At 64.7% G+C, this 18041-nt stretch carries 16 protein-coding genes and 1 pseudogene; 12 read left to right on the top strand and 5 right to left on the bottom strand.

Features of this window, described 5'->3' with window-relative positions; all coding sequences use genetic code 11:
* Positions 1-108: 108 nt before the first annotated feature.
* From ACM0PY_RS03350 to ACM0PY_RS03315, 8 genes and pseudogenes are all read left to right on the top strand, one after another.
* Positions 109-1056, top strand: a pseudogene (locus ACM0PY_RS03350) (IS5 family transposase); the annotation flags it as partial.
* Complete coding sequence (locus ACM0PY_RS03345; RefSeq protein ID WP_180884940.1) at positions 1041-1430, top strand: RHS repeat-associated core domain-containing protein; 390 nt, start codon at positions 1041-1043, stop codon at positions 1428-1430. The pseudogene ACM0PY_RS03350 and the gene ACM0PY_RS03345, both read left to right, overlap by 16 nt.
* Before the next feature lie 296 nt (positions 1431-1726).
* Positions 1727-2119 (top strand): tetratricopeptide repeat protein, encoded by a 393-nt coding sequence (locus ACM0PY_RS03340; protein WP_134972171.1) that lies wholly within the window; start codon positions 1727-1729, stop codon positions 2117-2119.
* Between the two features lie 923 nt (positions 2120-3042).
* A complete protein-coding gene (locus tag ACM0PY_RS03335) occupies positions 3043-3588 on the top strand; it encodes an Imm57 family immunity protein (protein WP_180884938.1) in 546 nt (181 codons plus the stop codon).
* A gap of 512 nt (positions 3589-4100) precedes the next feature.
* Positions 4101-4997 carry a hydroxypyruvate isomerase family protein gene (locus ACM0PY_RS03330; RefSeq protein WP_180884956.1) on the top strand — a complete coding sequence of 299 codons (897 nt, stop codon included), beginning with the start codon at positions 4101-4103 and terminating at the stop codon, positions 4995-4997.
* A 27-nt stretch (positions 4998-5024) separates the two neighbouring features.
* Positions 5025-6710 carry a GMC oxidoreductase gene (locus ACM0PY_RS03325; protein WP_134972169.1) on the top strand — a complete coding sequence of 562 codons (1686 nt, stop codon included), beginning with the start codon at positions 5025-5027 and terminating at the stop codon, positions 6708-6710.
* On the top strand, positions 6710-7285 hold the full coding sequence (locus tag ACM0PY_RS03320; RefSeq protein ID WP_134972168.1) for a gluconate 2-dehydrogenase subunit 3 family protein: 576 nt from the start codon (positions 6710-6712) through the stop codon (positions 7283-7285). The genes ACM0PY_RS03325 and ACM0PY_RS03320 overlap by 1 nt, the downstream gene beginning before the upstream one ends.
* Positions 7285-8043, top strand: a complete 759-nt coding sequence (locus ACM0PY_RS03315) for a 3-keto-disaccharide hydrolase (RefSeq protein ID WP_072168651.1) — start codon at positions 7285-7287, stop codon at positions 8041-8043. Before ACM0PY_RS03320 ends, ACM0PY_RS03315 begins: the two co-directional genes overlap by 1 nt.
* 10 nt (positions 8044-8053) lie before the next feature.
* Here ACM0PY_RS03315 and ACM0PY_RS03310 read toward each other — a convergent pair whose 3' ends face one another.
* The 5 genes from ACM0PY_RS03310 to ACM0PY_RS03290 are packed head-to-tail and all read right to left on the bottom strand — an operon-like array spanning position 8054 to position 12689.
* Positions 8054-8350 carry a c-type cytochrome gene (locus ACM0PY_RS03310; protein WP_005415640.1) on the bottom strand — a complete coding sequence of 99 codons (297 nt, stop codon included), beginning with the start codon at positions 8348-8350 and terminating at the stop codon, positions 8054-8056.
* Between the two features lie 18 nt (positions 8351-8368).
* Positions 8369-9235 (bottom strand): sugar phosphate isomerase/epimerase family protein, encoded by an 867-nt coding sequence (locus ACM0PY_RS03305; protein ID WP_053497601.1) that lies wholly within the window; start codon positions 9233-9235, stop codon positions 8369-8371.
* Positions 9236-9254: 19 nt separating this feature from the next.
* Positions 9255-10379, bottom strand: coding sequence for a Gfo/Idh/MocA family protein (locus tag ACM0PY_RS03300; protein ID WP_180884936.1), 1125 nt, complete (start codon positions 10377-10379; stop codon positions 9255-9257).
* A 12-nt stretch (positions 10380-10391) separates the two neighbouring features.
* On the bottom strand, positions 10392-11609 hold the full coding sequence (locus ACM0PY_RS03295) for a nucleoside permease (protein ID WP_134972167.1): 1218 nt from the start codon (positions 11607-11609) through the stop codon (positions 10392-10394).
* A gap of 27 nt (positions 11610-11636) precedes the next feature.
* The gene (locus ACM0PY_RS03290; RefSeq protein WP_180884933.1) at positions 11637-12689 is read right to left on the bottom strand and encodes a sugar phosphate isomerase/epimerase family protein; all 1053 of its coding nucleotides are present in this window, start codon (positions 12687-12689) and stop codon (positions 11637-11639) included.
* A gap of 95 nt (positions 12690-12784) precedes the next feature.
* Between ACM0PY_RS03290 and ACM0PY_RS03285 the strand changes: the two genes are divergently transcribed.
* From ACM0PY_RS03285 to ACM0PY_RS03270, 4 genes are all read left to right on the top strand, one after another.
* Complete coding sequence (locus ACM0PY_RS03285) at positions 12785-13789, top strand: LacI family DNA-binding transcriptional regulator (RefSeq protein WP_134972165.1); 1005 nt, start codon at positions 12785-12787, stop codon at positions 13787-13789.
* A 150-nt stretch (positions 13790-13939) separates the two neighbouring features.
* Positions 13940-14992: a sensor domain-containing diguanylate cyclase gene (locus ACM0PY_RS03280; RefSeq protein ID WP_134972164.1), complete on the top strand. Its 1053-nt coding sequence runs from the start codon at positions 13940-13942 to the stop codon at positions 14990-14992.
* A gap of 116 nt (positions 14993-15108) precedes the next feature.
* Positions 15109-16134 (top strand): AI-2E family transporter, encoded by a 1026-nt coding sequence (locus ACM0PY_RS03275; protein WP_072168658.1) that lies wholly within the window; start codon positions 15109-15111, stop codon positions 16132-16134.
* Positions 16135-16296: 162 nt separating this feature from the next.
* Positions 16297-18039, top strand: coding sequence for a GGDEF domain-containing protein (locus ACM0PY_RS03270; protein WP_180884931.1), 1743 nt, complete (start codon positions 16297-16299; stop codon positions 18037-18039).
* The last annotated feature ends 2 nt before the right edge of the window (positions 18040-18041 follow it).

Genomic DNA, 18041 nt, shown 5'->3' with positions numbered 1-18041 from the left:
ACAGTTGCAGATCTACGGGTAGAACTTGCCTGGGTCGCTTAGGGAAAGTCTGCAAAACCTCCCCTGGCAGATCTGTAATTAACGTCAAGCATCCATGACAATTGCTCTATGGATCAAATCACCCTGAGCTTGGACCCACTGCCCAAGAAGACCCGCAAGCAAGTCTTTCTCGACGAAATGAACCGGGTTGTGCCCTGGGCAGCACTGGTGGCCCTCATTGCCCCGTTCGCTCGCGGTGCGCACTGAGTCTTGGGCGGGCGCCCGCCGTTTCCCATTGAGCCCATGTTGCGCATTCACTGCCTGCAACTGTGGTGGAACCTGAGTGATCCTGCGATGGGGGAAGAACTGCACGAGCGGCCGCTGTATCGGCGCTTTGCCGGCCTTGATGGCGCAGCACGCATGCCTGATGAAACCACCATCTTGCGTTTTCGCCATCTGCTGGAAAAACACCAGCTGGCCCCGCAGATACTGGCTGCAATCAACACCGGCCTGGCTCAGCAAGGCTTGATGCTCAAGACCGGCACCATTGTCGATGCCACCCTCATTGCCGCGCCCAGCTCGACCAAGAACAAGGATGGGCAGTGCGATCCGCAAATGCACCAGACCAAGAAGGGCAATCAGTGGTACTTCGGCATGAAGGCGCACATTGGCGTGGATGCCGACACAGGCCTGGTGCATACCGTCATTGGCACGGCGGCCAACGTCAACGACGTGACGCAGGCAGTGGGCTTGCTGCACGGTAAGGAAAAGCATGCGTGGGGCGATGCGGGCTACCAAGGCGTGGACAAGCGCCAGGAACTGCAGGGCAGCAAGGCGAAATAGCACGCGGCCATGCGCCCAGGCAAGCGCAAGGCACTGGACCTCAAGCAGACACAGCACCAGCTGCTGGATGAGGCCGAGAAGATCGAAGCCAGCGTGCGGACGGAAGTGGAACATCCGTTTCGAGTGATCAAACAGCAGTTTGGCTACGCCAAAGTGCGCTACCGGGGCCTGCAGAAGAACACCGATCGCCTGATGATGCTGTTTGCACTGGGCAATCTGTGGATGGCCAGGAAGCGTTCGGTGCGACGGCACCAAACGAGGATCCGGACCAGGACGGCACGCTGTTTGAGTTCGCGATGCGCTTCCCTGGGCAGCGATACGACGCTGAGAGCGGTCTTCACTACAATGTTCAGCGTGACTACGATCCCGCCAGTGGCCGCTTCGTGACGTCAGACCCGCTCGGATTGCAGGGGGGAATCAGCACCTACGGCTACGTGAAGGGCAACCCGCTTACCTCGATTGACCCCGATGGGATGCAGGCAATTCCTTTGCTGCCCCCGCCCCCCCGTGGTCATGGGCGCCCCGGGTGCCGTTGGGGCGCACAATGGGGGCGACCTCAGCAATCCGAACGGCAACTGGGATTTTGGTCCAAAGATCAACAGCGATAGCCTCAGAAATGCCGTTAAGGTGGGTGAGATGTTGGGGGCAGGTCCGAACGGCATTCTGAATCCGAATAGCCCAGCGTCGCGGATGGCTGTTGCATTGATCAGATCTGCGTGTGCCGACGGGGATGACGATGACTTCATTGCTGACTGCCAAAGCCATATTCAGGGCTGTAAGACTACCTGCACGCGCGCTAAGGTTGATTTCGATCAGCCGGGCGTCTGGGGTGGGAGCTTGGCACGCTGCATGCTTGGGTGCGTTCCCTATCGGTGTCAGAAGTTAATGAAGCAGAGCGACCTTGATGGATATTAATGAAATTACCATGATGCTTGAGGCGGGTGACGACAATGGCGCGCGTCACCACCTTTTGGATCTTGTAAGGCGCGATCCCGCTAGTGAGGTCGCGTGGTTGTTTCTTGTTGGGATTGGTTTTCGGAGCGATGATGCGGAGTTGTCCCTCTGGGCGCTTCGTGCGCTTGAGAAGCTTCGTCCTCGCGATGTGTTGGTCGCGTCTGGACTCGTGGACTGCCTGCTTCGGCTGGAACGATATGAGGAAGCTAAGGAGGTCATTCATGCCTTCTCCAAGATTGCTTGTCCTGGTATACCCGCCCATGACACAGTCCTCGAAGAGCATCGCAGGGCCCTTCAGTTCATCAACGATATCGTTGAGGCTGCAGGTGACGAAGACGAATAGCTGACGCGTTCGCTAATCGCGAAGCCTTGGCTTGATCGATTACTTTCGCTCGACGTCACGAGCTCTACGCCTTGATGAGGTTGCTCTCCCAGCCGTGCGTGGCTGGCAGCGTTGTCTTCGATGAATTTCTCAAGCTTTTGCGCGAGTACATTATTCTTGATTCGTCCCAAGGCAGGCGTTGCCTTGGTTTGGATGATGAGGATGGCGAAGTTCTTGGGCCTGGATGAAGTAAAGGAATGGCTTGAAGGCGGAGATGTCCTTGGGGCGCGCGCCTGCCGGTCCGTGTCGATGCTCTTGACTGACGGGTGCACCTGACGAGTGCAGATGTTTACGTTCGAACAGGCTCAATCGAACAGAACGCCTGTCTTGCCTGACCAGCGAGGATTTGTTTACACGCTTGGTAGTCACAACCGTTCTGATTCCTACTGGACACTTTTAGTGTTGATAGAGGTCCCCATCTTTATGAATGGGGGCTTTTTTCGTTTGGCAGCATCCGGTCGTGACCCAGCCTTCTACCTACGGCGAGATGTTGATGGATGAGGGACGAAACATCTGAGCTAATCAGATTTGAGAACGCAGAGCAGTACGGGAAGAAGTCTGCTCGAGTCCATCGCTGGCCGGGGAGGCAATCATCAGCATCGGCCCGTTTCGACTATGGATCTGTGCAGGGTCTCGGCGGGTCTTGATGACGGCGTGCGAAGGACGGCCATAAGCCTGGCGAACTGGCGCGGGACTGTCGCAGATCCTGCGGACACGGTCACCGCGGGACTATGCCCAATTGCGCTGTTCTTCACCAAAGCAAGCCCAATGGCCGAGCCTTGGAGCCCGCTCAAGGAACCAATACATTTGGCAGATCCCTGATAAGGTCACACAGCTGTGCAAACGCCTTTTGGTCCGTCTTCCCCCACGTTTCTGGTGAGCCGATGAATACCACTGCGCAAATTTCGTGCCTCATCCTTTGCGTTCTGCTTGGGTCTTCCGTGTCCGCGCGGCCGCTTGCAGAGAGACTCGCGGCGGACATTGAGATGGCTGAACACTCTATTCTTGCCTCGCTGGTGGTGCACAAAAGTTCCGAGAGCAAGTCACTGTGCTCTCAGACGCCATATGCTTGTGTAGGAGCAGACGGTGCTGAGCTTGGTCTCGCCTTGATAGGGGGCAGCAGGAGTGCTGCCGCTCCTCGGCGCTTGGTTGAGCTGTCGCGATTTCGTATGGATGGAGCGCTTTCCGAGGACTACAAGTGCTACCTCGCCGCGCATGGCAATTCAACGGTTCAGGCCGCGTCGAAGCTGGATGCCAAAAAGCTGGCAGGGCAATGCATGTCCGAACTTGCTGCTTTCAAACGTCGGGCCGGCGCTGCAACGTTCGACGTGGCGCCCGAGAATATTTGCAGCTCAGTGGCGGACATCCAGCGATCCCTGCGTGAAGCTGTCCGGCTAGCCAATGCAGGCGGTGAATGTGACGGCTTCTGAGTCGGTCGTCGGAAAAAGCTGATGCGTACGTGATTCGCGAAGCCTTGGCTTGGTTGACTAATGTCGCTCGACGTCGCGAGCTATACAGTTCTGCAATCCGCCGGCTCCGAGGCAGGGCTGGGCCCTGGCGGTGGGGTGCACCCGGATGCAGAACGAAGACATCCAGGAACTGGCTGATATGGTTCGTGAGGCTACGAACGCCCGGTGATCATTCAATGCCTCTGAGAATAGGGCCAATGCCTTGGCTCGGGGCATCGAAGTTCTACTGACTTTGCTCGCTCGCTTGAGAAAAAAGCCAGTAGATTTCATCTCAGGCGACTGATCTGGTTAGAAAAGAAAGCCCCGCCAATGCGGGGCTTTTCTTTCTGCGCGATGTCGTTGGCATTGTGCCTCGCAGCATTGATTTTCGTGCACTGCGACTTGCAAACACACAAATTCCTCCCCTATGGTGCAATCGATTGCATTGCAGTGAATCCTCAGTGTTCGATGTCGGTTGGGAGGCCGGCAGGTGGATGTCCATCCATTCGATCAGACCGGCCCCGGCGATGGGCATCACGCGACGCGACGCGCTACGCCTTGCGGTTGCCGGCGGCATTGGCCTGGGGGCTGCAGGTGTGCTCCCTGCATTCGCCGCCGATGCCCCCCTCAAAGGAAACCTGAAGCAGGCCGTCGCCCGTTGGACCTTCCCGCAGCTGTCGGTTGCCCAGCTCTGCGCGACGGTGAAGGACATCGGTTTCGCCGCGATCGACCTGGTCGGTCCCGAAGACTGGCCCACGCTGAAGGCCCACGGCGTCTACAGCTCGATGTGCAACGGCGCGGAGCTGGGCCTGACCAAGGGCTTTGCCGGCCGTGAGTTCCACGATGAACTGGTGGCGCGCTACACGCGGCACATCGACCTGGTCGCCGATGCCGGTTACCGCAACCTCATCTGCTTCTCCGGCAACCGCAACGGTATGGACCCGCAGGACGGCATGGCCAATGCCGAGGCCGGCCTCAAGCGCGTCCTCGGGCATGCCGAGAAGCGCGGCGTCGTGCTGGTGATGGAACTGCTGAACTCCAGGGTCGACCATCGCGACTACCTGTGCGACCACTCCGCATGGGGCGTGGAGCTGTGCCAGCGGCTCGGCTCGGACAATTTCGGCCTGCTCTACGACATCTACCACATGCAGATCATGGAGGGCGACATCATCGCCACCATCGGAAAACACCATGCCTGTTTCAAGCACTACCACACCGCAGGCGTGCCCGGCCGGAACGAGATCGGAGACCAGCAGGAGCTCAACTATCCGGCCATCTGCCGCGCGATCCGCGACACCGGTTTCAAGGGGTATCTGGCGCAGGAGTTCATGCCTGCCGCGCCCGATGCCGTTGCTTCATTACGCGAGGCGATCCGCCTCTGCGACGTCTGAAACGATATCCACCCAGGTGAGAGACCCATGGCAGATAATCACTACGACGCCATCGTTGTTGGCTCGGGAATCAGTGGCGGTTGGGCGGCAAAAGAGCTGACCGAGAAGGGCCTGAAGGTCCTGATGCTGGAACGAGGACGCAACATCGAGCACGTCAAGGACTACGTCAATGCGATGAAGGAAGCGTGGGACTTCCCGCATCGCAACCGTCCGACGCAGGCGATGAAGGCCGCTTTTCCGGTGCTGATGCGCGACTACGGCCTCGCCGAGAACCTGGAAGGAATGTGGGCCAACGAGCAGGACTCGCCCTACATCGAGACCAAGCGCTTCGACTGGTTCCGCGGCTACCACGTCGGTGGCCGTTCGCTGTTGTGGGGCCGTCAGAGCTACCGCTTCTCCGACCTGGATTTCGAGGCGAACCTCAAGGAGGGCATCGCCACCGATTGGCCGATCCGCTATGCCGACATCGCGCCGTGGTACGACCATGTGGAAAAGTTCGCCGGCATCGCCGGCACGCGCGAGGGACTGGACGTGCTGCCGGATGGTGAGTTCCTGCCGCCGATCCCGTTGAACATCGTCGAGAAGGACGTGGCCGCGCGGATCAAGAAGGCCTTTGGCGGCACGCGGCACATGATCCACTCGCGCACGGCCAACATCACCCAGCCGATGCCCGAGCAGGGGCGCGTGAACTGCCAGTATCGCAACAAGTGCATTCTGGGCTGTCCCTTCGGTGCCTACTTCTCGACCCAGGCGGCGACGCTGCCAGCGGCGATGAAAACCGGCAACCTGACCCTGCGCCCGTTCTCGATCGTCAAGGAAGTGCTCTACGACAAGGATCGCAAGCGCGCGCGTGGCGTGGAGGTCATCGACGCCGAGACCGGGCAGACCTATCAGTACACGGCCAAGGTCATCTTCCTCAACGCATCGTCCTTCAACTCGACCTGGCTGCTGATGAACTCGGCCACCGATGTCTGGGAGGGGGGGCTGGGTTCTTCGTCGGGCGAGCTGGGGCACAACGTGATGGACCATCATTTCGGTGCAGGCGCCTCGGGCCGGGTCGAGGGCTACGAAGACAAGTACTACTTCGGCCGCCGTCCCTGCGGCTTCTACATTCCGCGGTTCCGCAATGTCGCCGCCGACAAGCGTGGCTACCTGCGCGGATTCGGCTACCAAGGCGGTGCCAGCCGCACCGGCTGGTCGCGCGAGATCGCCGAGCTGAACATCGGTGCCGACCTGAAGGAAGCGCTGACCGTGCCCGGTGACTGGCGCATCGGCATGACCGGGTTCGGTGAGATGCTGCCGCACCACGACAACACGATCCGCCTGGACCGCGAGCGCAAGGACAAGTGGGGGCTGCCGGTGCTGGCGATGGACGTGTCCATGCGCGCCAACGAACTGGCGATGCGCAAGGACATGGCCGCCGATGCCGCCGAGATGCTGGAGGCGGCCGGGGTCAAGGACGTGAAGATGCACGACAACGACTACGCCCCGGGCAAGGGCATCCATGAGATGGGGACTGCGCGTATGGGACGGGACCGGAAGAGCTCGGTATTGAACGCGCACAACCAGGTCTGGGATGCCCCCAATGTGTACGTCACCGACGGTGCCTGCATGACCTCCAGCGCCTGCGTGAATCCGTCGCTGACCTACATGGCGCTGACCGCGCGCGCGGCCGACCACGCGGTACGCGAACTGAAAGCGGGGAACCTGTGATGGATCGCCGCGAACTGCTGAAGATGATCGTCGCCGCCACCGGTGCGGCCATGGTCGGCCTGCCTGTGCTGGTGCAGGGCAAAGCGCCAGCGGCCGGGGCGATGGCCGCGTTCTCCGATGCCGAAATCAGCACGCTGGACGAGATCGCCGAGACCATCCTGCCGCGGACCCGGACACCCGGGGCGAAGGACGCGGGCGCCGGTGCGTTCATGGCGACGTTCGTCAGCGACTGCTACACCGCCAGGCAGCAGGCGGTGTTCCGCGCCGGGCTGTCGGACATCGACAAGCGCGCCGGTGGCCGCTTCGTGTCGCTCACGCCGGAGGCGCGTACCGGATTGCTGCGTACACTGGATGCCGAAGCCAAGGCGCGCAATGCAGACGTGACCGAGACCGGAACGCCCGAAGAGGGCGAAGCCATGCCGCATTACTTCACGATGATCAAGCAGCTGGCCATCTTCGGCTTCTTCACCTCCAAGGTCGGTGCGACCGGGGTGCTGCAGTACGTCGCCGTGCCGGGGCGCTACGACGGTGACCTCGCCTATGTCCCCGGCACACCTGCCTGGGGGACCAGCTGATGGACACCAACCTGATGATCCGCCCTGCGTTGATCACCGCCGGCCTGCTGGCCGCTGCATCTGCGTTCGCACAGGACAGTGCCGACGCTGTGCGTGACCCGAAGAAGACGGAAGTGTGGACCCCTGTGCCCGCGACCGTGGCAACGCCACCCGGCAAGGCACCGTCCGATGCGATCGTGCTGTTCGATGGCAAGGATCTCTCCGCGTGGGAATCGGAGCAGGGTGGCCGCGTGCCCTGGAAGGTTGCCGGAGGCGCCATGACGGTTGTTCCGGGCAGCAAGGGCATCCGTACCCGGCAACCCTTCTGCGATGTCCAGCTGCATGTCGAATGGCGTACGCCCACCGAAACGAAGGGCTTCGACGGCCAGAACCGGGGCAACAGCGGGATCTTCCTGCAGGGACTGTATGAGTTGCAGGTACTCGACAGCTACCACAACCCGACCTACGCCAATGGCCAGGCGGGTTCGATCTACAAGCAGGCCATGCCACGGGTGAACGCCTCGCGCGCACCGGGCCAGTGGCAGGTCTACGACATCCTCTGGAAGGCCCCGCGCTTCTCGCCGGGCGGCGGCCTGACGTCGCCCGCACGGATCACCGTGCTGCACAACGGCGTGCTGGTACAGGACGACACCGTGCTGGCGGGCAGGACCGAATACATCGGTGCGCCTTCGTACGCACCGCATGGGTGCGCGCCGCTGTATCTGCAGGAACATGACTCCAAGGTCAGCTACCGCAACATCTGGGTGCGCGAGCTGTAGCGCCCACCCGCTACTTCGCCAGGTAGCTGGCGATGTCATCGATCTCCTGCTGTGACAGCTGCGGGAAGGGGGGCATCAGACCGCCGCCCTTCCTGATCCTGTCCTTGACCTGGGCGGGCTGCAGCCGCTTGCCGACATCGGTGAGCGCCGGGAACGTCGGCGGTACACCGGTGCGTTCAGCACCGTGGCAGGCGGTGCAGTGCTGGGCGTAGAGTTTCGCACCGGCGGCCGGGTCGTCCTTGGCCCACGCTGCCGTCGCAACGTTCATGCCGCCCAGGGCCACGGCCACTGCCAGGATCATTTTCATGTGGGGCTCCTTGATGCGTCAGCGGTGGGCACGGGTGGGCAGGTTGGTGGTCAGGTGTTCACGCAGGTAGTCCGCGCCGGCCTGGATGACCTTGGCCGGGTCGCGTGGCTGGTCGTGTTCGACGATGTACCACTGCACGCCAGCGGTGGCGGCGGCCGGCAGGATCGCGTCCCAGTCCAGCACGCCCTGGCCGACCGCAGCGAATCCACCTTCGTCTTCGGCCTGGCCCTTGGGCGCATTGTCCTTGGCGTGTACCGCAAATATGTGGCCGCGGAACTTGCCAAGCATCACGGCCGGGTCCAGGCCCGCGCGCGCGACCCAGGCCAAGTCCAGTTCGGTCTGCAGCTCGGGGCCGGCGGCGTCGAACAGCAGCTCCAGTCCGGTCCTGCCATTGAAGTCGACCAGCTCGAAGTCGTGGTTGTGATAGGCCAGCTGCATCCCCTTGCCGCGCACCTGCCTGGCAATCCGGCCCAGCTCCCGGCCCAATGCGGTCCAGCCGGCGGCATCGCGCGGACGGTCCTTCTGGTCCAGATAGGGCACCACCAGCGTACTGTTGCCAATCGAGCGGTTGAAGGCCACCACGGCATCCAGGTTGTCGCGCAGCTCGGCCAACTGAACGTGCGACGAAACCGCTTTGATCGAGTAACGGTCCAGCAACTGTTTCAGCTCCGCAGCGCTTGCATTCTGCGTACCGACGGTCTCCACCGCACGCACGCCCGCGTCGTGGACGATCTTCAGCTGTTGGTCAAGCGGGCCGGCGTTGCGCAGCGTGTACATCTGCACGGCGATGGGCTTCTGCGCACCGGCTGTGTTTCCTGCGAAGGCGGGCAGGACTGCGAGCAGCAGCAGGACGAGGGTTGCAGTTCTACGGACAGGGATGTTCATCAACAGATCCTCCCGGGATTCAACCGATGGTGGTCCAGGTGCGTGACCTGGCCGATGCAATGACACGATCGACGATCCGCGCCGAGCGCAGGCCGTCTTCGAAGGTGGGAAGACCCTGCGGCCGCTCGCCTTCAATGGCGCGATAAGTGTCGGCCACGAACGCTTCGAAGCACTGCCCGTAGCCCTGCGCGTGCCCCGCTGGCAGCGGCGACAACCGGCGTTGTTCGGCACTGCCGGCGCCCGGGCCGCGCACGAAGATTTCCTCGCGCTGCTCGGGCAGGCCGATCCACAGCCGCTCGGCATCCTCCTGGTTGAACGCCACGCTGGCGTTGGCGCCGTCGATCTCGAACCAGAGCCGGTTGTGGCGTCCGGCCGAGACCTGGCTGACCGTCAATGACGCCAGCGTGCCCGCGCCGGTCCTGAACATCGCTGTGGCCACGTCCTCGCTCTCGACCGCTTGCTTTGCGCCGTCTGTCGCCGGCGTGCTGAAACTCTGGGAGGTGGTTGCGCTGCGCTCGGCGATCACTGTGGCAAACGCCGCGTTCACTTCGGCGAAGCACTCACCGCTGACCCATTCAACCAGGTCGCACCAGTGCGACCCGATGTCAGCGAACACGCGCGATGTGCCACCCAGTGCCGGGTCAACCCGCCAGTTGTTGCTGGCCGGGTCCAGCAGCCAGTCCTGCAGGTAGCTGCCATGGATCAGGTGCAGTGGCCCCAGGTCGCCCTGCGCGATGCGTGCACGTGCCTCGCGGACCACCGGGTGGTAGCGGTAGACGAAGGGGACGGTGGCGACCAATCCGGTCGAGGCGGCCAGCGCCGCCAGCGCCTGCGCATCGTCCAGCGTCGTCGCCAACGGTTTCTCGCAGATCACGTGCTTGCCGGCGTCCAGTGCGGCCTGCGCCATCGCGCGGTGCAGGTGGTTGGGCGTGCAGATGTGCACGACCTGTACCTGGGGATCAGCGACGAGGTCCTCGATATCGGGATAGGCGCGCTGGACATTCCACGCGTGCGCCACCTCGCGCGCGCGCTGCGGCGACGAGGCGGCCACGCCGCGCACCTCGGCGCCAGCCAGCAGTGCCGCGCGGCGATGCACCGCGCCGATCATGCCGGTACCAACGATGGCGATTCCAAGCGGGGGCATCGGCCGGTCTCCTCAGGGTGTGGACGACGCGGCCGCCGCTACCGGGCGGTCGCGGAACAGCAGCAGGAAGGCGATCAGCACCACCAGTGCGACGCCGGCCGGGAACAACCAGATCTGCTGCCAGTCCGGGCCCGCTGCAGTGGTGAAGTGCTCCACTACCGCGCCGGACAGGAAGGTGCCGATCAGCATGCCCACGCCATAGGTGGCCAGGGTGATGAAGCCCTGCGCGCTGCTGCGCGCGGCGGGGCCGGCGTGGGCATCGGTGTAGATCTGGCCGGTGACGAAGAAGAAGTCGTAGCAGATGCCATGCAGTACGATGCCGATCACAAGCAGGGAGAAGCCACTGCCCGCATCGCCGAAGGCGAACAGGGCGTAGCGCACGACCCAGGCCGCCATGCCGATCGCCAGCATGGTCTTCACCCCCAGCCGCACGAACAGGAACGGCATGGCCAGCATCAGCAGCACTTCGGACACCTGGCCCAGCGACTGCAGGCCGGCCGCGCCCTGCACGCCCAGGTCGTTGAGATACGGATTGGTGAAGTTGTAGTAGAACGACAGCGGGATGCAGATGGCGATGGAGGCCAGGAAGAACACCAGGTAGGCGCGCGACTTCAGCAACCGCAGTGAATCCAGCCCCAGGATCTGTCCCAGCCCGGCATCGCGCTGCTGCGCCAGTGGCGGCGTGTGCGGCAGGGTGAACGCATAAAGGCCCAGCACCAGCGATGCCAATGCGGCCATGCGGAAGGTCAGTTCAAGCCGATGCGCCTGTTCCCAGCCCAGCCAGCCGATCAGCACCCCTGCGACGATCCAGCCGACGCTGCCGGCCACGCGTACCAGCGGGAACTGCTTCTCCGGCGATTGCATGTGCCGCATGGCGACGCTGTTGGCCAGTGCCAGCGTCGGCATGAACAGGAGCATGTAGCCCATGACGCACGCGGAAAACACGCTGAAGCTGGTGGCGGTGGACGCCAGCCACATCAGCACCGCGCCGGCCAGGTGCAGTACCGCCAGGATGCGCTGTGCCGCGAAATAGCGGTCTGCGATCAGGCCGACCAGGAACGGCGCCACGATGGCACCGATGGACTGGCTGAGGAACGCCGTTGCCACCTGGCTTGCGCTGGCCTGCAGCGGGCCCTGTACCAGGTAGGTGCCCAGGGTGACGAACCACGCCCCCCAGATGAAGAACTGCAGAAACATCATCGCGCCCAGGCGCGACATGGCGTGCGTCATGGCTTGCCCTCCCGGGGCGGTCTTGGCTCAGATTCCCAGCATGCGGCGCAGTGATCCAGCGTCCGTGCCGCTCCCGGCAAAGTCGTCGAAGGCGCGTTCGGTTACATGGATGATGTGATCGCGGATGAAGGCGGCACCCTCGCGCGCGCCGTCCTCCGGGTGTTTCAGGCAGCACTCCCACTCCAGCACCGCCCAGCCGGGGAAGTCGTACTGGGCGAACTTCGAGAAGATCGCCTTGAAGTCGATCTGGCCGTCACCGGGTGAGCGGAACCGGCCCGGACGATCGATCCAGTCCTGGTAGCCGCCATACACGCCGCTGCGCGCGCTGGGGCGATACTCCGCGTCCTTGACGTGGAAGATGCCGATGCGGGCGTGGTAACGGTCGATGAAACCGAGGTAATCCATCTGCTGCAGCAGCAGGTGGCTGGGGTCGTACAGGATCTTCGCGCGGGGATGATGGTCGACCTCATCGAGGAAGCGCTCGAAGGTCGCACCGTCATGCAGGTCCTCGCCGGGGTGAAGTTCGAAGCACAGGTCCACGCCGCAGGCGTCGAACACATCCAGGATCGGGCGCCAGCGGCGGCCGAGTTCGGCGAAGGCTTCTTCCACCAGGCCCGGCGGGCGCTGCGGCCACGGATAGAAGTAGGGCCAGGCCAGCGCACCGGAGAACGTGGCGTGCGCGGTCAGCCCCAGGCGCTGGCTCGCCTGCGCGGCGAGCCGCAGCTGCTCCACGGCCCAGGCCTGGCGCGCGGGCGGGTTGCCGCGCACGTCTACGGGTGCGAATCCGTCGAACAGGCTGTCGTAGGCGGGATGGACCGCGACCAGCTGCCCCTGCAGGTGGGTCGACAGTTCGGTGATCTGCAGGCCGTGCCCGGCCAGCATGCCGGCAACATCGTCGCAGTACGCCTGGCTGCGCGCCGCCTCGGCCAGATCGAACAGGTGGGGCGCGGAGGTGGGAACTTGTACGCCAGAATAGCCCAGACCCGCGGCCCACCCGGCCAGCGTGTCCAGCCGATCAAAAGGAGCTGTGTCGCCGATGAACTGCGCCAGGAACAGCGCTGGACCCTTGAGCGTCTTCAACGTGATTCGCCCTCGATGCAATCGATTGCATTATCCTAGCAGGGGCGCACGCAGGACCTGTTGTGCACTGCACAGCGGACAGGAGAACTAACGCCATGGCCACCATCTACGACATCGCCAGGCACGTCGGCGTCTCCGCAGGCACGGTGTCACGGGCGCTTTCCCGGCCGGACAAGGTGCTGCCGGCCACCCGCGCGCGCATCGAGCAGGCCGCCGCCGCATTGGGCTATGTGCCCAACACGGTGGCCCGCACGCTCAAGACCCAGCGCAGCGGCAAGATCCTGGTCACCGTCCCGGACATCGCCAATCCGTTCTTCGCACAGATCCTGCAGGGTGCGGAGGAGGCCGCGCAGGCGGTCGGCTACGCGGTTTTACTGGGCGATACCCAGCATCAACCCGATCGTGAGGAGCGCTACGCACAGATGCTCCGGCGCAACGAGGCCGACGGCATGATCGTGCTGGGCCATCGCCTGCCACCGACCGCGCGCGAAATCGTCGAGCAGCGCGGCGCAGCTGCGCCGGTGGTCAATGGATGCGAGTTCGACCCCGCACTGGGCATCCCCAGCGTCCATATCGACAACGCGGCCGCCGCACGCGCGGTGATGGAGCACCTGTACGGCCTGGGGCACGAACGGATCGCCGTGGTCGGCGGGCCACTTGACAACCCCCTGCACCAGCAGCGGCTGGAAGGGGTCCGGGCCGCCGGCAAGGCGCGGGGTCGCCTGCGCCAGCTGAGCATCGTGCCCGGGGACTTTTCCGTTGAGTCCGGGCATGCGGCGGTGATGGCGCTGCTGGACGGCACGCCCGTGCCGACCGCGGTGTTCTGCTTCAGCGACCAGATGGCACTGGGGGCACTGGCGGCCTGTCGCGACCGGGGCATCCGCGTTCCGGAAGCGCTCTCCATCGTCGGCTTCGACGACCTTGCCTCTTCGCGTTATCTCACCCCGCCGCTGACGACCATCCGGCAGCCGATGCGTGAAATCGGCGAGCGCGCGGTCAACCTGCTGCTCGCCATCATCGAACAGGTCGATGTACCGCTTCAGCAGACGCTGGAGTTCAGCTTCATGCTGCGCGGTTCGACAGCGGCGCCTGGGCGGTAGCGCAGGCAAGGCAGGGCAGCCGGAGCAGGGCGGCCGGCCCGCGCGTCGTGCCGCGACCTTGATCCCGAATTGACGCAAAGCTGTCAGACTCATCGCAGGCAGCCCGGCAAGGGCCGTGGCAGCAGGTGCGATCGCGCAAGGGGGGGGGCAATGCCATTCTTCACCGATTCGGCGGAAGGCGCGGTCGAAGGCATTGGCGCGGCACGTCGCATCGGCTGGATGCGTTTCGTCGGCAATGGATTGGGGGCAATCCCCATCGCTTCGATCATCCTCGAGCGCCACGATGGGCCGCTGGCGTGGGTCCTGCTGCTGCTCAACGCCCTGGCGTGGCCTGCGCTGGCATTGATGCTGACCCAGCGCTCCGGCCAGCCCGCGCTCGTCCAGTTCCGCTGCATGGTGGCCGACTCCTTTTTCGGTGGTGGCTGGATCGCCTTCATGGCGTTGAGCGCGGTGCCCAGTGCACTGTTCGCCGCACTGCTGGTGGCCGACAAGATCGCTGCCGGTGGCGTTCGCCTGGCGATGCGCGCCACGCTGGCCCTGATGCTGGGCTTCGCGCTCACCTGGTGGGCGCTCGGCTTCCCTTACCAGCCGGTCACCTCGCAGCGCACGATCGTGCTGAGTGTCCCGTTCCTGTTCGTGTATGGCATCGGCCTGAGCATTCTCAGCTGGCAGCTGGCGCGCCGGGTCAAATCGCAGAACCGCCAGCTACAGCGTCTCAGCCGGATGGACCCGCTGGTCGAACTGGCCAACCGTGGCTTCCTGATCCTGCGTGCGCAGCAGGCGCTGGACCGGGCACAGGGCCAGGGCGGGTTTGCCTGCCTGCTGATGCTCGATGTGGACGACTTCAAGCGCATCAATGACTCGCATGGCCACCGCGCCGGTGACGAGGTGCTGCGGCATATCGCGGCGACATTGCGCGCCGTTGCCCGGCCCGGTGATACGCCCGCGCGGCTGGGGGGCGATGAGTTCGTGGTGCTGCTGCGCGACTGCACGCCTGTTGACGCGATGCACGTGGCCGAGCGGGTGCGCCTGCACCTGCTCGAGGCCGCGCGGCAGGCCACGCCGGGTGTGGAATTCAGCGTCAGTATCGGCATTGCGGCCACGCCGCGTGGCGGCAGTGTCGAGGACTGGTTGGCACTGGCCGACCGCGCGCTGTACCACGCCAAGCGCCAGGGCAAGAACACCGCCAGCTGCGGCGAGTGAGCGCGCGTGGGTACGGCACGGCTGCCGCCGAACGAGGATGAAATGCCCATTCATCCTGCACGCGGAATCAGCACGCCAATCCTCTACCATGGGCCACCCCGCCCGGACGCGCTCCCATGCAAGACGCTCTCGTTGCCCAGCCCAAGCCCCCCATTCCAAGGATCGCGGCGTGGCTGATGATGCTGCTGGGCATGTGGCTGGCGCTGAAACTGGGCCTGGTGGTCACCCTTCTGTCCGGCCTGCTGGTGTTCCAGCTGACCCACCTGCTGGCTTCCACCGTGGAAGGCAGGCTGCCGCCGGGACGCGCACGGGCGATCGCCGTGATCGTGCTGTCGGCGATCATCATCAGTGCGCTGGTGCTGGCCGGGATCGGCGTGGCCTCGTTCTTCCGAAACGAGACCGGCGGCCCGGACGCATTGCTGGCGCGCCTGATGGAGATCCTCAACACCTCGCGGCACCAGGTGCCGGCGCTGCTGCAACCCTACATCCCCGAGGACATGCCGGCGCTGCGCGCGGCGCTGAACGACTGGGCCGCCGAGCATCAGCGCCAGCTGGGCGTGGCCGGTACCTCGGTGGTCCAGGTGGGTGTGCGCGTGCTGATCGGCATGGTGCTGGGTGCGATGATCGCACTGTATGACGAACTGCCGCTGCCGAAGATGGGTCCGCTGGCGCAGGAGCTGATCGGGCGCACCAGCCGCCTGGCCACCGCGTTCCGCCAGGTGGTGTTCGCGCAGGTGAAGATCTCGCTGCTGAACACCGTGTTCACCGCGATCTTCCTGCTGGGCGTGCTGCCGTTGTTCGGCGTGCACCTGCCGCTGTCCAAGACCCTGGTGCTGATCACCTTCCTGGCCGGCCTGCTGCCGGTGGTGGGCAACATCATCTCCAACACGATCATCACCATCGTCGCACTGTCGGTCTCGTTCTACGTGGCGGTGGCGGCGCTGCTGTACCTGATCGTGATCCACAAGCTGGAGTACTTCCTCAACGCGCGCATTGTCGGTGGCGAAATCCAGGCGCGTGCCTGGGAGCTGCTGCTGGCCATGCTGGTGATGGAGGCGGCCTTCGGCCTGCCGGGCCTGGTCGCCGCGCCGGTGTTCTATGCCTACGTGAAGCGCGAACTGGTCGACCAGCGCTGGATCTGACGCGGCGGGGCATGACGTATTTGTCCCGATTCGAGTGTCCGCGCGGCCTTGTCGGTGCGGTCGCGGCGGGCACGGTGTACCGACGGCCACGGTTGGCCCGCTAGCGGCTTGGCGCCTGTGCAGGCGGCCGCTACAGTGTTCCGCACGACAGGGGAAATGTGCATGGCCCGCAAGGCGTCGCCCATCGGATTGCGGACCTGGGTCTGGATCCTGGCCGGGCTGTTCGTAGTCTGTACGCTGCCGCTGATGGCCATCGCACTGGTGCAGGGCACGCTGCGCTTCACCGCTGCCGAGGACAACCTGGTCAGCCTGCGCCGGCTGCAGCAGACCTTCGACCTGGCCAACCGGGTGTCGGCTGAGCGCGGCCCCGCCAACAGCCTGCTGGGGGCCAATACGGCCGATGCGGCCGAACAGGCGCGGCTGGCCGCGCAGCTGGCGTTTGCGCGCAAGCGGGTCGACACCGCCCTGCTGCAACTGGACACCGTGTTCAAGGCCGATCCGGGCGTGGTCGACGAACATGGGCTGCTGGCCGACGCGCAACGTCGCCTGCAGTCGGCGCGGGCCGCGGTGGACCAGGTGGCGGCACAGCCGCACGACGCGCGCCGGGTGGAAGACGTGGAGCGCGCGATCAGCAGCATGTTCGCCGTGGTCGATCGCCTGCACGTGTTGACCTCGATGCAGATCAGCGTGCTGGTCAGTGCCGACCGCGAAGCGGCGATCCCGGCGATGCAGGGCCAGGTGCTGATCGACCTGCGCGAGCATGGCGGCCGCCTGGCCTCGAACGTGATGGCGCCGGTGGCGGTACCGGGGGCCTGGCGTGACGAACAGGTGCGGGCGGCATTGCAGACCGAAGGCCGCCTGCTGGAACTGTGGCGGCTGGCAGGCAGCCATGAAGCCGTGTTCCGCAGCGAACCGACGCTGTCCTGGCATTGGGACATGGCACGCCGGCAGTTCTTCGGCGAATCGCTGCCGATGATCGAACGGCTGATCGAAGATGGACGGCGCGGCGTGCCGCCGCCGTGGACCGCCGCCGAGTTCACCACGCGCTACGTACCGACCCTGCGGTCGCTGGAAGCGCTGCGTGACGGTTACCTGAGCGTGTCCATCGCCCGTTTCGAGCGCACCCGCAACCGCGAAGCGACGCGCCTGGTGGTGCTGGTGGCGACCGTGCTTGGCACGCTGGTGGTGCTCGGCGTGGCGCTGCGCATTGCCCATCTGCAGATCCTGCGGCCGCTGCTGCAGGCACAGAAGCAGGTGATCCAGATCGCCTCGGAAGCGCCCGGCCCGGAACAGCACGTGACCCACCCGCTGGCCGAGATGCAGCGCCTGTTCGATGCCATCGAAGTGCTGCGCGAGAAGTCGCGCGAGCGCTCGGCGTTGACCAGCGAGCTGCGCCAGCTGGCCGGCACCGATGAACTGACCGGGTTGTTGAACCGGCGCGCGCTGGACCAGAGGGTGCAGCAGCGCCATGCCGACGGTGGCAACAGCGCGGTGGTGATCCTGCTGGACATCGATCGCTTCAAGGCCATCAACGACGGCCACGGGCATGCTGCTGGGGACCAGGTGCTGGTGCAGGTGGCACAGCTGCTGCAGCGCCACCTGCGCCGCAGCGACAGCATCGCCCGCTACGGTGGCGAGGAATTCCTGGTGCTGCTGGCCGACGGCGATCTGGCCGGCGGCCGCCAGTTGGCCGAGTCGCTGCGCGTGGCCATGCGGCAGCTGGACATCGCACTGGCCGCAGGCAACGTGCTGCGGGTCACTGCCAGCTTCGGTGTAGCCGAGGGGGGCACCGATGCGCTGGGCTGGCGCACCCTGCTGCGCGCCGCCGACGCAGCCATGTACCAGGCCAAGGCGCAGGGCCGCGACCGCGTGCGGGTGGCCGGCGGCGGCCGCAACGCACGTTGAGG

It is taken from the genome of Stenotrophomonas sp. BR163 (genome assembly GCF_047520985.2).
GTDB classification, from domain to species: domain Bacteria; phylum Pseudomonadota; class Gammaproteobacteria; order Xanthomonadales; family Xanthomonadaceae; genus Stenotrophomonas; species Stenotrophomonas sepilia.
This window is presented reverse-complemented; position numbering and strand designations above follow the sequence as displayed.

Coding starts and splice junctions, on each gene's coding strand:
- ACM0PY_RS03275 (WP_072168658.1), top strand. CDS start 15,109: ATGCAAGACGCTCTCGTTGCCCAGCCCAAGCCCCCCATTCCAAGGATC.
- ACM0PY_RS03315 (WP_072168651.1), top strand. CDS start 7,285: ATGGACACCAACCTGATGATCCGCCCTGCGTTGATCACCGCCGGCCTG.
- ACM0PY_RS03270 (WP_180884931.1), top strand. CDS start 16,297: ATGGCCCGCAAGGCGTCGCCCATCGGATTGCGGACCTGGGTCTGGATC.
- ACM0PY_RS03305 (WP_053497601.1), bottom strand. CDS start 9,235: ATGAACATCCCTGTCCGTAGAACTGCAACCCTCGTCCTGCTGCTGCTC.
- ACM0PY_RS03285 (WP_134972165.1), top strand. CDS start 12,785: ATGGCCACCATCTACGACATCGCCAGGCACGTCGGCGTCTCCGCAGGC.
- ACM0PY_RS03340 (WP_134972171.1), top strand. CDS start 1,727: ATGGATATTAATGAAATTACCATGATGCTTGAGGCGGGTGACGACAAT.
- ACM0PY_RS03300 (WP_180884936.1), bottom strand. CDS start 10,379: ATGCCCCCGCTTGGAATCGCCATCGTTGGTACCGGCATGATCGGCGCG.
- ACM0PY_RS03335 (WP_180884938.1), top strand. CDS start 3,043: ATGAATACCACTGCGCAAATTTCGTGCCTCATCCTTTGCGTTCTGCTT.
- ACM0PY_RS03320 (WP_134972168.1), top strand. CDS start 6,710: ATGGATCGCCGCGAACTGCTGAAGATGATCGTCGCCGCCACCGGTGCG.
- ACM0PY_RS03310 (WP_005415640.1), bottom strand. CDS start 8,350: ATGAAAATGATCCTGGCAGTGGCCGTGGCCCTGGGCGGCATGAACGTT.
- ACM0PY_RS03325 (WP_134972169.1), top strand. CDS start 5,025: ATGGCAGATAATCACTACGACGCCATCGTTGTTGGCTCGGGAATCAGT.
- ACM0PY_RS03330 (WP_180884956.1), top strand. CDS start 4,101: ATGTCCATCCATTCGATCAGACCGGCCCCGGCGATGGGCATCACGCGA.
- ACM0PY_RS03280 (WP_134972164.1), top strand. CDS start 13,940: ATGCCATTCTTCACCGATTCGGCGGAAGGCGCGGTCGAAGGCATTGGC.
- ACM0PY_RS03295 (WP_134972167.1), bottom strand. CDS start 11,609: ATGACGCACGCCATGTCGCGCCTGGGCGCGATGATGTTTCTGCAGTTC.